This window comes from Flavobacterium sp. 120, assembly GCF_003633605.1.
Classification (GTDB): Bacteria; Bacteroidota; Bacteroidia; order Flavobacteriales; family Flavobacteriaceae; genus Flavobacterium; species Flavobacterium algoritolerans.
Genome location: NZ_RBKZ01000001.1, coordinates 1,419,670 through 1,436,931, shown reverse-complemented (window position 1 = coordinate 1,436,931; position 17,262 = coordinate 1,419,670). Strand labels below are relative to the sequence as shown.

The 17,262-nt window shown below is 35.2% G+C and carries 6 protein-coding genes; all 6 read left to right on the top strand.

Annotated elements, in window-relative coordinates; translation table 11 throughout:
* The first annotated feature begins 103 nt into the window (after window positions 1-103).
* On the top strand, window positions 104-1,012 hold the full coding sequence (locus C8C87_RS06170; protein WP_121341980.1) for a type IX secretion system membrane protein PorP/SprF: 909 nt from the start codon (window positions 104-106) through the stop codon (window positions 1,010-1,012).
* A gap of 11 nt (window positions 1,013-1,023) precedes the next feature.
* Window positions 1,024-2,964, top strand: a complete 1,941-nt coding sequence (locus C8C87_RS06165) for an OmpA family protein (protein ID WP_121341979.1) — start codon at window positions 1,024-1,026, stop codon at window positions 2,962-2,964.
* 868 nt (window positions 2,965-3,832) lie between these two features.
* Entirely contained in the window at window positions 3,833-13,630 is a 9,798-nt protein-coding gene (locus tag C8C87_RS06155) for a gliding motility-associated C-terminal domain-containing protein (protein WP_121341977.1), read from the top strand.
* A 162-nt stretch (window positions 13,631-13,792) separates the two neighbouring features.
* Entirely contained in the window at window positions 13,793-14,701 is a 909-nt protein-coding gene (locus tag C8C87_RS06150; protein WP_121341976.1) for a type IX secretion system membrane protein PorP/SprF, read from the top strand.
* An 11-nt stretch (window positions 14,702-14,712) separates the two neighbouring features.
* Entirely contained in the window at window positions 14,713-15,108 is a 396-nt protein-coding gene (locus C8C87_RS06145; protein ID WP_121341975.1) for a lipopolysaccharide assembly protein LapB, read from the top strand.
* Window positions 15,109-15,150: 42 nt separating this feature from the next.
* Complete coding sequence (locus tag C8C87_RS06140) at window positions 15,151-17,091, top strand: OmpA family protein (protein ID WP_121341974.1); 1,941 nt, start codon at window positions 15,151-15,153, stop codon at window positions 17,089-17,091.
* The last annotated feature ends 171 nt before the right edge of the window (window positions 17,092-17,262 follow it).

The following is a 17,262-nucleotide window of genomic DNA, read 5'->3' as shown; positions in this document are numbered from 1 at the left end:
TAGCCCTATTTCTTAAATAATAAACTCTAAAAAATCATCAAACCGATCTAATTAATTCTTATAAATTAGCTCGATAGATAATTTAAAATAATAAATATCTACTATGAAAACAAAATTATTTTCTTTCGTTTTGATGTTTACAGCCTTTGTAAGTTATGCGCAACAAGATGCTCAATTTACTCAATACATGTACAACACAATCAATATTAATCCCGCTTATGCTGGGTCAAGAGGTTCTTTAAGTATTTTTGCGCTACACCGTACACAATGGGTAGGACTTGATGGTGCTCCAGTTACTAATGCTGCTTCTGTCAATACACCTCTCAACGAAAGTAATTTAGGTTTGGGAGTATCGATTATAAATGATAAAATTGGGCCTACTACTGAAAACACGATTTCAGCTGATTTATCATACACCGTTCCTACTTCTGAAACCTTTAAATTATCTTTTGGAATCAAAGCAACTGCTAACTTTTTTAATTTAGATGTCAACCGATTAAATCCTGTTGACGATGATCCTAGTCTGCATGATTTCAATAATAAATTTACGCCTAATATTGGAGCGGGGGTTTATTTACATTCTGACAAAGCTTATGTTGGGTTTTCAATACCTAATTTCATCGAAAGCAACCGTTATGATGATAATGAAGTAGCTATTTTTAAAGAAAAAATTAATTACTATTTAATGGCAGGTTATGTCTTTGATTTGAATGAATCTATAAAGTTTAAACCCGCATTATTAACAAAAGTCGTTGCGGGTGCACCGCTTCAATTGGATGTATCAGGAAACTTTATGTTCAGTGATAAATTTGTTGTAGGTATAGCGTATAGATGGTCTGCTGCTGTAAGTGCGATGGTTGGATTTCAAGTTTCTGACGGAATGTATATAGGATATGGTTATGACCATGAAACCACAAATTTAAATAACTATAATTCCGGTTCCCATGAAATATTTTTACGTTATGAAATATTTAAAAATAATGGTAAAATTACAACTCCAAGATTCTTCTAAAAACAATTATTATGAAAAAAAATATACTCCTTTACATAACAATAGTAAGTGTTTTTTCTATTAACATTTATTCCCAAAAAACAAAATTGGCTACTGCCGATAAAAAGTATGACGGCTATGCTTATGTAGATGCCATCAAAACTTATGAAAGGGTTGCTGAAAAAGGATATAAATCTGCGGATCTGTTTAAAAAGTTGGGGAATGCTTACTATTTTAATGCTCAGTTCGATAAAGCAGCTAAATGGTATGGTGAATTATTTACTATGGATACCTCCAATTTAGAACCGGAATATTATTATCGTTATGCTCAGTCTTTAAGAGCAATGAACCAAAATGATAAGGCTAATGAGATGATGGAGTTATTCAACCAAAAATCAGGTAACGATACTAGAGGGAAACTATTTAAAAAAAATACCAACTATTTAGAAGCTATAAAAGCGAATTCCGGAAGGTATACAGTTGAAGATGCCGGAATAAACTCTATGTATTCTGATTATGGAACTGCACTATATTCGAATAAATTAGTTTTTGCTTCAGCAAGAGATACTGGAAGTCTTGGACAAAGAAAACACAAATGGACCAATCAGTATTTTACAAACTTGTACACCGCTGATTTAGGGGAAGACATGACGCCCGGTGTTGCAAAAAAGTTTGATGGAACCATAAATTCTAAGTTCCATGAATCTACTCCTACTTTTAGTAGTGACGGAAAGACTATGTACTTTACCCGAAACAACTATCTCGATGGTAAAAAAGGAAAAGATGGAAATAAAATTACTTTAATAAAAATATACAAAGCCACTTTAGAGAATGACAAATGGGCAAATGTAACCGAACTGCCTTTTGACAGTGATAATTACAGTACTGCACATCCTGCATTAAGTCCTGATGGAAAAACATTGTATTTTGCTTCTGATATGCCTGGAACTTTAGGACAGTCTGATTTGTTCAAAGTAAAGATAAATGAAGATGGTACTTTTGGAACCCCTGAGAATTTAGGCAATACTATTAATACTGAAGGAAGAGAAACCTTCCCTTTTATCAATGATGAAAATGAAATTTACTTTGCATCAGATGGACATCCTGGACTTGGAGGTTTGGATGTATTTATGTCTCGAATAAATACTGATGGCACTTTTAGTGAAGTTCAAAATGTAGGTGCTGATGTGAACTCTCCTAAAGATGATTTCGCTTATTTAATCGATACAAAATCAAGAAGAGGATTTTTTACTTCCAATAGAGACGGTGGTCAAGGTTATGACGACATCTATAAATTTTTGGAAACAAGAAGGCTGATTTGCGAACAACTGCTGTATGGTGAAATCACCGATATAAAAACAGGTGAAGTACTTGCTAATGCAAAAATCACCTTATACGATAGTCAATTTAAGGTTATCAATACTGCTACTTCAGATGAGAAAGGAAAGTACAGCTTTACCGTTGAATGTGGAAAGACGTACAATGTAAGAGCTGAAAAACCAGAATACGCAACCAAAGAAGAAAAAATAACGATCTCCGCAACAACAGGAAAAACCTATTTACCTATTGCATTAGAAAAGGAAATATGTAAAGTTGCTGTTGGTGATGATTTGGGTAAATGTTTTGGTATCAAAATGATTTATTTTGATTTAGACAAATCCAACATCAGACCAGAAGCGGCTCTGGATTTAGAAAAAATATTAGATGTATTAAATCAGAACCCAACAATGAAAATTGATATCCGTTCGCATACTGACAGCAGACAAACCTTCAAATACAATGAAGCACTATCTGAAAGAAGAGCTGCATCAACCATCAAATGGTTAGTTAAAAATGGTATTGATGCAAGCAGATTAACTGGTAAAGGATACGGTGAAACTCAACTGGTAAACAAATGCGCTGATGATGTGATTTGTACCGAAGAAGAACATCAACTCAACAGAAGAAGCGAATTTATTATTACTGCTTTGTAATATTATTTATGACTTAAAATAGTTAATTGTATAAAACAATTATAAACCTCGGGAGTTTGACTTTCGAGGTTTATTTTTTTATATATAAATATAAAATCGTAATAAGTTTAATTAGACAATGCAATTAAAGTCCTAAAAAAATTAAGTTAATTTCTAAAAATCATTACCACTCTGCTTGTTAAAAAAATAAAACAATTGTTAATTTTTTGAAATGAAAAACTAATTTTTTCTTAAAAAAAGTACATTTAAACGAGTATTTAGGTTAGTTATAGAGAAAAAAAACCAATACTGCTAATTCTTTGTAATTTTATTTTAATAAAGTAAAAATGTGTTTTTTAATGCTTTAACAAAAAAATAATTGCTAAAAATAAAAGATTCTTTAATATTAAAAGGAAAAGCTTTAATCTTTTAAAAATTTAGAAATTAAAATTGATTTAAAGTCTAAAAATTGTAATTGTTCGTTTAAAAATATTTTTTACTTTTTTTTAAATAAAAAAATTGATTTTCCATTTATCAAATACCACAAAATTAATTTTAGTAATAATAAATTAAAAATTTGATAGTATGAATGCAAAAATTACTTTCCTTATACTTACTTCTTTAACGTTTGTGAGTAATCTATATTCTACATTTAAAACTCTAAAATACTGGGAAAATTTAATACAAATAATAGGTTCTGAATCTAACAGAATTTTGTGTATTAATTCATCGATATACCATTTAGTTTCAATAAACATTGATTCAAATCCAATGCTAACTAAATATTTTAATCCAAGCTATTCATCTATTAACTCTGATAAAAATTGCCGAAAATATATTTAGCAATTTTAAGATATTCAAACTTTCTAACGATTTAAAACAAATCAATATGAAATCAAATTTTACTCATTCGACAAGATTATTTACAATTTTCTTATTATTTTTTTTAAGTTTTACAACAGTATCTCTTGCTCAAATAGGTCCTGGTATTGCTCCTATTAATACTCCAAGTGGAGGATTTAATATTGACGGTACTCTTATTGCAAATACTGCATCAGGAGATTGGGTAGATGGAACTGGCACAGGCGGTTTTATACTTAATAATTCAGGAGGTGCATTAAATACAGGAACTACATATCATTTGTATGATCTGTATAACACTTCATCAGACAACATTTTTGGAGGAGGAGATAAAGTAGGCGATAATCCTAACAATTGGACATGGACACCTGGTACAGCCAATGATAAGACCGACATGAACAATGCATTAATCCATTTAACTACTGATTCAAATGGAAATGTATGGGTTGTTTTTGCAGCGGATCGTCTAAGTAACAGTGGAAATGCTTATGTTGATTTTGAATTTCTTCAAACACCGATGACTAAAACAAGTACTGGATTTGCTACTGCTGCTCCAGCTTCAACTGGTGGAAGAACATTGGGCGATTTTTTATTAACCGTATATTTTGAAAATGGTGTTGCTAAATTTGACATTCAACGATGGGAACTTATTGGCAGTACATGGGAATACAAAACTTACTTTGCATCTTTACCGCTTAACTCAGTATTTGCTGCAGGAAATACAAGTACTGTTCCAGTGCCTTATCCGGCATTTGGGGTTAACAGTTATCTTCAAAATACATTTATTGAATCAGCAGTAAATTTAACAGCAGTATTAGGAGCGATTGATCCATGTACTAGTCTTAAAATAAAAACTGTTTTTGTTAAATCTAAAACTTCTACATCCTCATCTGCAGCTATTAAAGATTTTTTTAATCCAGTTGCTATTGATAACCTTACTCTAGGAAGTTCTGATGCAGGAGATGATGCTACTGTTTGTTCAGGACTACCATATACGCTTCAAGGATCAGCAGTACCTAGCAATGGATATGAAGTTATATCCAAAACTTGGTCTGTTTTAAGTGGTTCCGCAACCATACAGGATCCAACAAACCTCAATTCAATTGTAAATATCACTGGAAGTTCTGCAACATTCCGACTTACAGTAGTAACAGGACCAATGTCTAGTTCAGGATCACAATGTACAGTAACTGATGATGTAACCATAACTGTGAATCAACCACTAACCTGCTCTATATCGGGTTCAGATGGTCCTTTATGTCCGTCTTCTACTTCTAATATTTATTCCGCTCCAGTCAGCGCTAATTATGCATGGAGTATTTCAGGAAATGGAACAATTGTGGGAAATACAAATACTCAATCTGTATCGGTAACCGCTGGTTCAGGTTGTAATGCAACATTTTTGTTATCATTAATAATTACTGATGCCAATGGATGTATTTCAACTTGTACAAAAACCGTTACAGTCATAGACGAAACATTACCTATTGTAACCAATGCTGTAGATTCATTAAACCAAACCCTTCAATGCAACAATACTGAAGGTATAACTGCTGCTTTGGCTTTATCGCCTGCTGCTACCGACAATTGTACACTTGCTCCAACTAAAGTTTTAGTGAGTGATATAACAACTGCAGATGCTGATTGTTCCAATGCTTATACTAGAGTACGTACTTGGAACTTTACTGATGGTTGTGGAAACACTTCTGCTAATTTTGTTCAAACTATTACTGTGATTGACAATACCGCTCCTGTTCTAACTACAACCGCAGCTTCATTAAACCAAACATTACAATGCAATAATACTGAAGGTATAACTGCTGCTTTGGCTTTATCACCTGCTGCTACCGATAATTGTACGCTTGCTCCAAATAAAGTTTTGGTGAGCGATGTGACAACTGCTGATGCTAATTGTGTTAATGCTTATGTAAGAGTTAGAACTTGGAACTTTACTGATGGTTGTGGAAACACTTCTGCTAATTTTGTTCAAACTATTACTGTGATTGACAATACCGCTCCTGTTGTAACTACAACCGCTGCTTCATTAAATCAAACATTGCAATGCAACAATACTGAAGGTATAACTGCTGCTTTGGCTTTATCACCTGCTGCTACTGATAATTGTACACTTGCTCCAAGTAAAGTTTTAGTGAGCGATGTAACAACTGCAGATGCTAATTGTACCAATGCTTACGTAAGAGTTAGAACTTGGAACTTTACTGATGGTTGTGGAAACACTTCTGCCGATTTTGTTCAAACTATTACTGTGATTGACAATACCGCTCCTGTTGTAACTACAACGGCTGCTTCATTAAATCAAACATTACAATGCAACAATACTGAAGGTATAACTGCTGCTTTGGCTTTATCACCTGCTGCTACCGACAATTGTACACTTGCTCCAAATAAAGTTTTAGTGAGCGATGTGACAACTGCAGATGCTGATTGTTCCAATGCTTATACTAGAGTACGTACTTGGAACTTTACTGATGGTTGTGGAAACACTTCTACTAATTTTGTTCAAACTATTACTGTGATTGACAATACGGCTCCTGTTGTAACTACAACGGCTGCTTCATTAAACCAAACATTACAATGCAACAATACTGAAGGTATAACTGCTGCTTTGGCTTTATCGCCTGCTGCTACCGATAATTGTACACTTGCTCCAAATAAAGTTTTAGTGAGCGATGTAACAACTGCAGATGCTAATTGTACCAATGCTTACGTAAGAGTTAGAACTTGGAACTTTACTGATGGTTGTGGAAACACTTCTGCCGATTTTGTTCAAACTATTACTGTGATTGACAATACGGCTCCTGTTGTAACTACAACAACAGCTTCATTAAACCAAACATTACAATGCAATAATACTGAAGGTATAACTGCTGCTTTGGCTTTATCACCTGCTGCTACCGATAATTGTACACTTGCTCCAAATAAAGTTTTAGTGAGTGATATAACAACTGCAGATGCTAATTGTACCAATGCTTACGTAAGAGTTAGAACTTGGAACTTTACTGATGGTTGTGGAAACACTTCTGCCGATTTTGTTCAAACTATTACTGTGATTGACAATACCGCTCCTGTTGTAACTACAACCGCAGCTTCATTAAACCAAACATTACAATGCAATAATACTGAAGGTATAACTGCTGCTTTGGCTTTATCGCCTGCTGCTACCGATAATTGTACACTTGCTCCAAATAAAGTTTTAGTGAGTGATGTAACAACTGCAGATGCTAATTGTACCAATGCTTATGTAAGAGTTAGAACTTGGAACTTTACTGATGGTTGTGGAAACACTTCTGCTAATTTTGTTCAAACTATTACTGTGATTGACAATACGGCTCCTGTTGTAACTACAACAACAGCTTCATTAAACCAAACATTACAATGCAATAATACTGAAGGTATAACTGCTGCTTTGGCTTTATCACCTGCTGCTACCGATAATTGTACACTTGCTCCAAATAAAGTTTTAGTGAGTGATATAACAACTGCAGATGCTAATTGTACCAATGCTTACGTAAGAGTTAGAACTTGGAACTTTACTGATGGTTGTGGAAACACTTCTGCCGATTTTGTTCAAACTATTACTGTGATTGACAATACCGCTCCTGTTGTAACTACAACCGCAGCTTCATTAAACCAAACATTACAATGCAATAATACTGAAGGTATAACTGCTGCTTTGGCTTTATCGCCTGCTGCTACCGATAATTGTACACTTGCTCCAAATAAAGTTTTAGTGAGTGATGTGACAACTGCAGATGCTAATTGTACCAATGCTTACGTAAGAGTTAGAACTTGGAACTTTACGGATGGTTGTGGAAACACTTCTGCTAATTTTGTTCAAACTATTACTGTGATTGATAATATTGCTCCAACTTTTAATGAATCATTACCATCTAACATAACCGTAGAGTGTAAAGCTGTTCCAGTTGCAAAAACATTGACTGCTACAGACAATTGTGGTATTGCAAGAATTGATTTTTCTGAAACAGAAACTCCAGGAAATTGCCCTGGTTCTTCAACTATTTTAAGAACATGGATAGCTACTGATTCATGCAATAATAAAACTACTCATACTCAAACAATAAAAGTTCAGGATACTACACCTCCAACTTTTACTACCCCTGCAGACATAACAATTTCAAGTGATGAAAATTGTCTTGCAGACAGAAGTACAAGTTCAACTGGTACAGTAACTAATATTCAAGATAATTGCGATTCTAATCCATTAGCTACGTATGTAGATTCTGAATGTTTTGGAAGTTTTGATGAGCAAGAAATAAATGCAGGAAATGGGAATTATTTTCCTTTTACTATATCTGGCTTTGATAATTTAACAGCTGCTAATATTGAAAAAATTAGTTTGGCATTCGAAACAAATCAAGGAAAAGGTAGAGCTGAATTTATTTTAGTTGCTCCAAGTGGTCAAGCAATTAAATTAGTTGGACCTTATTGTGAGGGAGGAGAATGTGATGATGAATCATCAAATACTCAAGAATTATATTTACCTGTTTTTTATCCTAATAGTTCAGGTTATACAAAATGGAATAATAACGATTTTATTCAAGATGGAATTAATCAAAACTTGATACCAAATGGAGAAACTACTTCTTCGAATAGTATTCTTGGTGTATCGTCTTTTGTTTCTAGTTTTGAAGAATTTACAGGATCTATGAACGGAGATTGGTTTGTATATTCAAAAAAACAAGCTAATGTAAATGGTAGTGTCAAATTTAAAAGTGTTTGTTTGAAACCTACTAGTCTTTGTATAGGAAATAAAGTAATCTCTAGAACTTGGACTGTAACCGATGCATGTGGAAATAAAGCAACTTCAACTCAAACTATCAAAATTATAGATGCTAGTTCTCCAACTTGGATTACTGGTGCAGATGCTTTAAATACTTCTATCGAATGTAATAATCCAGAAGCTTTGGCTAATGCTCAATCTCTAAGTCCAACAGCTAAAGACAATTGTGATACGGATGTTTCCAATATCACTAAAGTAAGCGGTGCGTTTGTTGCTTCTTCTGAATGTGCAAATGCAGGAACTTATACCAACACTTGGACGGTAAATGACGATTGTGGAAATACTTCGGCAGTATTTACTCAAGTGATTACGATTCAAGATACAACAGCTCCAACTTGGTCTACTCTAGCAACTGCTTTAAACACTACGGTAGAATGTAGCGATGCTGAAGCTTTGGCAACAGCCCAAGCTGCTTTCCCTTCTGCTGCTGATTTATGTGATACGGATGTTTCCAATATCACTAAAGTAAGCGGTGCGTTTGTTCCTTCTTCTGAATGTGCAAATGCAGGAACTTATACCAACACTTGGACGGTAAACGACGATTGTGGAAACACTTCGGCTGTATTTACTCAAGTGATAACTATTCAAGATACAACGGCTCCAACTTGGTCTACTCAAGCAACTGCTTTAAACACTACGGTAGAATGTAGCGATGCTGAAGCTTTGGCAACGGCTCAAGCTGCTTTCCCTACTGCTGCTGATTTATGTGATACGGATGTTTCCAATATCACTAAAGTAAGCGGTGCGTTTGTTCCTTCTTCTGAATGTGCCAATGCCGGAACTTATACCAACACTTGGACGGTAAATGACGATTGTGGAAACACTTCGGCTGTATTTACTCAAGTGATTACGATTCAAGATACAACGGCTCCTACTTGGTCTACTCTAGCAACTGCTTTAAACACTACGGTAGAATGTAGCGATGCTGAAGCTTTGGCAACGGCCCAAGCTGCTTTCCCTGCTGCTGCTGATTTATGCGATACAGATGTTTCCAATATCACTAAAGTAAGCGGTGCGTTTGTTCCTTCTTCTGAATGTGCCAATGCCGGAACTTATACCAACACTTGGACGGTAAATGACGATTGTGGAAACACTTCGGCTGTATTTACTCAAGTGATTACGATTCAAGATACAACGGCTCCAACTTGGTCTACTCTAGCAACTGCTTTAAACACTACGGTAGAATGTAGCGATGCTGAAGCTTTGGCAACGGCTCAAGCTGCTTTCCCTACTGCTGCTGATTTATGTGATACGGATGTGTCCAATATCACTAAAGTAAGCGGTGCGTTTGTTGCTTCTTCTGAATGTGCCAATGCAGGAACTTACACCAACACTTGGACGGTAAATGACGATTGTGGAAACACTTCGGCTGTATTTACTCAAGTGATAACTATTCAAGACACAACGGCTCCAACTTGGTCTACTCAAGCAACTGCTTTAAACACTACGGTAGAATGTAGCGATGCTGAAGCTTTGGTAACAGCCCAAGCTGCTTTCCCTACTGCTGCTGATTTATGTGATACGGATGTTTCGAATATCACTAAAGTAAGCGGTGCGTTTGTTCCTTCTTCTGAATGTGCCAATGCAGGAACTTACACCAACACTTGGACGGTAAACGACGATTGTGGAAACACTTCGGCTGTATTTACTCAAGTGATTACGATTCAAGACACAACAGCTCCAACTTGGTCTACTCAAGCAACAGCTTTAAACACTACGGTAGAATGTAGCGATGCTGAAGCTTTGGCAACAGCCCAAGCTGCTTTCCCTGCTGCTGCTGATTTATGTGATACGGATGTTTCCAATATCACTAAAGTAAGCGGTGCGTTTGTTCCTTCTTCTGAATGTGCCAATGCAGGAACTTACACCAACACTTGGACGGTAAACGACGATTGTGGAAACACTTCGGCTGTATTTACTCAAGTGATTACGATTCAAGATACAACTGCTCCAACTTGGTCTACTCAAGCAACAGCTTTAAACACTACGGTAGAATGTAGCGATGCTGAAGCTTTGGCAACAGCCCAAGCTGCTTTCCCTGCTGCTGCTGATTTATGTGATACGGATGTTTCCAATATCACTAAAGTAAGCGGTGCGTTTGTTCCTTCTTCTGAATGTGCCAATTCAGGAACTTATACCAACACTTGGACGGTAAATGACGATTGTGGAAACACTTCGGCTGTATTTACTCAAGTGATTACGATTCAAGATACAACAGCTCCAACTTGGTCTACTCAAGCAACAGCTTTAAACACTACGGTAGAATGTAGCGATGCTGAAGCTTTGGCAACAGCCCAAGCTGCTTTCCCTGCTGCTGCTGATTTATGTGATACGGATGTTTCCAATATCACTAAAGTAAGCGGTGCGTTTGTTCCTTCTTCTGAATGTGCCAATGCAGGAACTTACACCAACACTTGGACGGTAAACGACGATTGTGGAAACACTTCGGCTGTATTTACTCAAGTGATTACGATTCAAGATACAACTGCTCCGATAATTAATACAACTGCTTCAAATATAACTGTTGAATGTGATAGTCAAGGGAATCAAAATGCAATTGCTGATTGGTTATCTAATAACGGAGGAGCAACTGCATCTGATAATTGTTCAGATGTAACTTGGTCTAATAATTTTAATACACTTTCTAATGATTGTTCAACTGCAGTAACTGTACTATTTACAGCAAAAGATGCATGTGGAAATAGTTCTACAACGTCAGCTACATTTAGTGTAAAAGACACTACTGCCCCTATAGCTCCTGAAGCTCCAGCAACGATAACCGTAGCTTGTGCTACAGATGTTCCTGTATCAACAACACTTACAGCTATTGATAATTGTAATGGTGAAATCACAGCTGAGGGAATTGATGTTATTGCTCAAGGTGATTGTCCTAACTCATTTGTTATTACAAGAACTTGGACATTTACTGATGCTTGCAGCAATTCCTCTTTCACTTCACAAATCATTAATGTAATTGATACAACTGCTCCAGTAATCAGCGCACTACCTGAAATATCAACTATCTCTTGTCCTACAACACCTGAATTTACTCAAGCCATTGCAACTGATAATTGTGGTTCAACTGTAACTTTGACTTTTGCGGATGTAACTACAAACGGTCAATGTGCTGGTTCCTATTCTGTAACTAGAACTTGGACTGCTACTGATGCTTGTGGAAATGCTTCAACAGCTACACAAACCATAAACGTTCAAGATACAACTGCTCCAGTTATTGCTGCTTTACCGGAAACATCAACTATCTCTTGTCCTGCAACGCCTGAATTTAATCAAGCCATTGCAACTGACGGATGTGGTTCTACTGTAACTTTGACTTTCGCGGATGTAACCACAAACGGTCAATGTGCTGGTTCATATTCTGTAACTAGAACTTGGACTGCTACTGATGCTTGTGGAAATGCATCAACAGCTACGCAAACCATAAACGTTCAAGATACAGCTGCTCCAGTTATTGCTGCGTTACCGGAAACATCAACTATCTCTTGTCCTGCAACGCCTGAATTTACTCAAGCCATTGCAACTGATGGATGTGGTTCTACTGTAACTTTGACTTTCGCGGATGTAACTACTAACGGTCAATGTGCTGGTTCATATTCTGTAACTAGAACTTGGACTGCTACTGATGCTTGTGGAAATGCTTCAACAGCTACACAAACCATAAACGTTCAAGATACAGCTGCTCCAGTTATTGCTGCGTTACCGGAAACATCAACTATCTCTTGTCCTGCAACGCCTGAATTTACTCAAGCCATTGCAACTGACGGATGTGGTTCAACTGTTACTTTGACTTTCGCTGATGTAAATACAAACGGTCAATGTGCTGGTTCCTATTCTGTAACTAGAACATGGACTGCTACTGATGCTTGTGGAAATGCTTCAACAGCTACACAAACCATAAACGTTCAAGATACAGCTGCTCCAGTTATTGCTGCGTTACCGGAAACATCAACTATCTCTTGTCCTGCAACGCCTGAATTTACTCAAGCCATTGCAACTGACGGATGTGGTTCAACTGTTACTTTGACTTTCGCGGATGTAACTACAAACGGTCAATGTGCTGGTTCGTATTCTGTAACTAGAACATGGACTGCTACTGATGCTTGTGGAAATGCCTCAACAGCTACGCAAACAATAAATATAGTAGACACTGTTGGTCCTACAACTGCTACTCAATTCAGTTCAACTGTTAATGTGAATTGTGATGCAATTCCAGCTAAACCTGAACTTGTATTTGTAGATAATTGTTCTACAGTTTCACCGGCTATTTTTACTGAAAACATCATAAACAGAACCGAAAATTCTTATTCAATCGTAAGAAAATGGTCTGTAGCTGATGCTTGTGGAAATGTATCTGAGTTTACTCAAATCATCAATGTTACAATTCCTAATAGTGTTGTGACAATAAGCAGTTCAATTTGTAATGATGGAGAAATCACAACGACGAATCTAAATGATTTATTACCGGTAGGAACTCCAACAAACGGAACTTGGGTAGATGTAAATAACTCAGGTGGTTTACAAGGAAGTACTCTTAATGCTGCTGGACTTTCGGTTAGAGATTATACATTTGAATATAAAATTAATGATGCAACTTGCCCTAGAACAATAAGAATTACAATGACGGTGAATACTGGTTGTGGTGGTATTGTATTAGCTTGCGGAACTGTATTAGTTCATAATGCCTTCTCTCCAAATGGTGACGGAATTAATGAAAAATTCATAATCGATAATATTGACGATACTGTTTGTTACCCAGAAAATACGGTAGAGATTTACAACCGTTGGGGTGTATTGGTTTATGAAACAAAAGGATATAATAATGCAAGTAATTCATTTGATGGAATTTCTGGTGGTAGATCAACTGTTCAACAATCTTCTGGTTTACCAACAGGAACTTACTTCTATATTTTAAATTATACTTCTGTTGACAATGATGGAAAAATCATAACCAATAAAAAAGACGGATATTTATACTTAACAAAATAATTAATCTTATACCTGAGGACAAAAAAAGTTCTCAGGTTTAATAAAAATAATATCTTTAGGCCGATTTTACAGAATGATTATCCCTAAAGAAATTTATCAAACCGACCTGCCGAATTCTTATAAATGAGTTCGATAGATAATTTAAAATAATAAATATCTACTATGAAAACAAAATTATTTTCTTTCGTTTTGATGTTTACAGCCTTAGTAAGTTATGCGCAACAAGATGCTCAATTTACTCAATACATGTACAACACAATCAATATTAATCCCGCTTATGCTGGGTCAAGAGGTGCTTTAAGTATTTTTGCGCTACACCGTACACAATGGGTAGGACTTGATGGTGCTCCGGTTACTAATGCAGCTTCTGTCAATACTCCTCTTAACGAAAGTAATTTAGGTTTGGGAGTATCGATTATAAATGATAAAATTGGGCCTACTACTGAAAACACGATTTCAGCTGATTTATCATACACCGTTCCTACTTCTGAAACCTTTAAATTATCTTTTGGAATCAAAGCAACTGCTAACTTTTTTAATTTGGATGTCAACCGATTAAATCCTGTTGACGATGATCCTAGTCTGCATGATTTCAATAATAAATTTACGCCTAATATTGGAGCGGGTGTTTATTTACATTCTGATAAAGCTTATGTAGGGTTTTCAATACCTAATTTCATCGAAAGCAACCGTTATGATGATAATGAAGTAGCTATTTTTAAAGAAAAAATTAATTACTATTTAATGGCAGGTTATGTCTTTGATTTGAATGAATCTATAAAGTTTAAACCCGCATTATTAACAAAAGTTGTTGCGGGTGCACCGCTTCAATTGGATGTATCAGGAAACTTTATGTTCAGTGATAAATTTGTTGTAGGTATAGCATATAGGTGGTCTGCTGCTGTAAGTGCAATGGTTGGATTTCAAGTTTCTGACGGAATGTATATAGGATATGGTTATGATCATGAAACCACTAATTTGAATAACTATAATTCCGGTTCCCATGAAATATTTTTACGTTATGAAATATTTAAAAATAACGGTAAAATTACAACTCCAAGATTCTTCTAGAAATTAAGACTATGAAAAAATTTATATTCTTTTACATAACAATAATAAGTCTTGTTTCTTTTAAAGGAAATGCACAAGATTCAAAATTTTATGTAACTGATAAAATAAGTGACAAATATGCTTATATAGATGTTATAAAAACCTATGAAAGGATTGCTGAAAAAGGATATAAATCAGTAGATTTATTTAAAAAACTTGGAGATTCCTATTACTCAAACGCAGATTTTGACAAAGCTGCTAAATGGTATTGTGAATTATTTGCAATAAGCAATGATTTGGAACCTGAATATTATTATCAATATGCTAAGAGTTTACTGTTTATTGGTCAAGATGATAATGCCAATCAAATACTGGAAAAATTAAAACAAAAATCAGGGGCAATAAAAGAGAAAAAAAATCGAAAATAACGATAAAATCACAACTCCAAAATTCTTCTAAAAACAATTATTATGAAAAAAAATATACTCCTTTACATAACAATAGTAAGTGTTTTTTCTATTAACATTTATTCCCAAAAAGCAAAATTGGCTACTGCCGATAAAAAGTATGACGGCTATGCTTATGTCGATGCCATCAAAACCTATGAAAGGGTTGCTGAAAAAGGATATAAATCTGCGGATCTGTTTAAAAAGTTGGGGAATGCTTACTACTTTAATGCTCAGTTCGATAAAGCAGCTAAATGGTATGGTGAATTATTTACTATGGATACCTCCAATTTAGAACCGGAATATTATTATCGTTATGCCCAATCTTTAAGAGCAATGGACCAAAATGATAAGGCTAATGAGATGATGGAGTTATTCAACCAAAAATCAGGTAACGATACCAGAGGGAAACTTTTTAAAAAAAATACCAATTATTTAGAAGCTATAAAAGCGAATTCCGGAAGGTATACAGTTGAAGATGCCGGAATAAACTCTATGTATTCTGATTATGGAACTGCACTATATTCAAATAAATTAGTGTTTGCTTCAGCAAGAGATACCGGAAGTCTTGGACAAAGAAAACACAAATGGACCAATCAGTATTTTACAAACTTGTACACAACTGATTTAGGGGAAGACATGACGCCCGGTGTTGCAAAAAAGTTTGATGGAACCATAAATTCTAAGTTCCATGAATCTACTCCTACTTTTAGTAGTGACGGAAAGACTATGTACTTTACCCGAAACAACTATCTCGATGGTAAAAAAGGAAAAGATGGAAATAAAATTACTTTAATAAAAATATACAAAGCTACTTTAGAGAATGACAAATGGTCAAATGTAACCGAACTCCCTTTTGACAGTGATAATTACAGTACTGCACATCCTGCATTAAGTCCTGATGGAAAAACATTGTATTTTGCTTCTGATATGCCTGGAACTTTAGGACAATCTGATTTGTTCAAAGTAAAGATAAATGAAGATGGTACTTTTGGAACCCCTGAGAATTTAGGCAATACTATTAATACTGAAGGAAGAGAAACCTTCCCTTTTATCAATGATGAAAATGAAATTTACTTTGCATCAGATGGACATCCTGGACTTGGAGGATTAGATGTATTTATGTCTCGAATAAATACTGATGGCACTTTTAGTGAAGTTCAAAATGTAGGTGCTGATGTGAACTCTCCTAAAGATGATTTCGCTTATTTAATCGATACAAAATCAAGAAGAGGATTTTTTACTTCCAATAGAGACGGTGGTCAAGGTTATGACGACATCTATAAATTTTTGGAAACAAGAAGGCTGATTTGCGAACAACTGCTTTATGGTGAAATCACCGATATAAAAACAGGTGAAATACTTGCTAATGCAAAAATTACCTTATACGATAGTCAGTTTAAGGTTATCAATACTGCTACTTCAGATGAGAAAGGAAAATACAGCTTTACCGTTGAATGTGGAAAAACGTACAATGTAAGAGCTGAAAAACCAGAATACGCAACTAAAGAAGAAAAAATAACGATCTCCGCAACAACAGGAAAAACCTATTTACCTATTGCATTAGAAAAAGAAATATGCAAAGTTGCTGTTGGTGATGATTTGGGTAAATGTTTTGGTATCAAAATGATTTATTTTGATTTAGACAAATCCAACATCAGACCAGAAGCGGCTCTGGATTTAGAAAAAATATTAGATGTATTAAATCAGAACCCAACAATGAAAATTGATATCCGTTCGCATACTGACAGCAGACAAACCTTCAAATACAATGAAGCACTATCTGAAAGAAGAGCTGCATCAACCATCAAATGGTTAGTTAAAAATGGTATTGATGCAAGCAGATTAACTGGTAAAGGATACGGTGAAACTCAACTGGTAAACAAATGCGCTGATGATGTGATTTGTACCGAAGAAGAACATCAACTCAACAGAAGAAGCGAATTTATAATTACAGCGTTGTAATAATTTATCATAAAAATTTAATAGGCTGCCTTTATCAGGCAGCCTTTTTTGTATACTATAATTTTCTAGAATAATGAATTACAATACAAACTAGGTATAATTTGTTTCACTCTTAGAGCTTAATCAATCTTCCAGAGTTAACTAAAACCCAACCGATAATTACTCAAAACA

Bases quoted from the DNA above. Each gene is read 5' to 3' on its own strand.
- C8C87_RS06150 (WP_121341976.1), top strand. From the start codon at position 13,793: ATGAAAACAAAATTATTTTCTTTCGTTTTGATGTTTACAGCCTTAGTA.
- C8C87_RS06155 (WP_121341977.1), top strand. From the start codon at position 3,833: ATGAAATCAAATTTTACTCATTCGACAAGATTATTTACAATTTTCTTA.
- C8C87_RS06170 (WP_121341980.1), top strand. From the start codon at position 104: ATGAAAACAAAATTATTTTCTTTCGTTTTGATGTTTACAGCCTTTGTA.
- C8C87_RS06145 (WP_121341975.1), top strand. From the start codon at position 14,713: ATGAAAAAATTTATATTCTTTTACATAACAATAATAAGTCTTGTTTCT.
- C8C87_RS06165 (WP_121341979.1), top strand. From the start codon at position 1,024: ATGAAAAAAAATATACTCCTTTACATAACAATAGTAAGTGTTTTTTCT.
- C8C87_RS06140 (WP_121341974.1), top strand. From the start codon at position 15,151: ATGAAAAAAAATATACTCCTTTACATAACAATAGTAAGTGTTTTTTCT.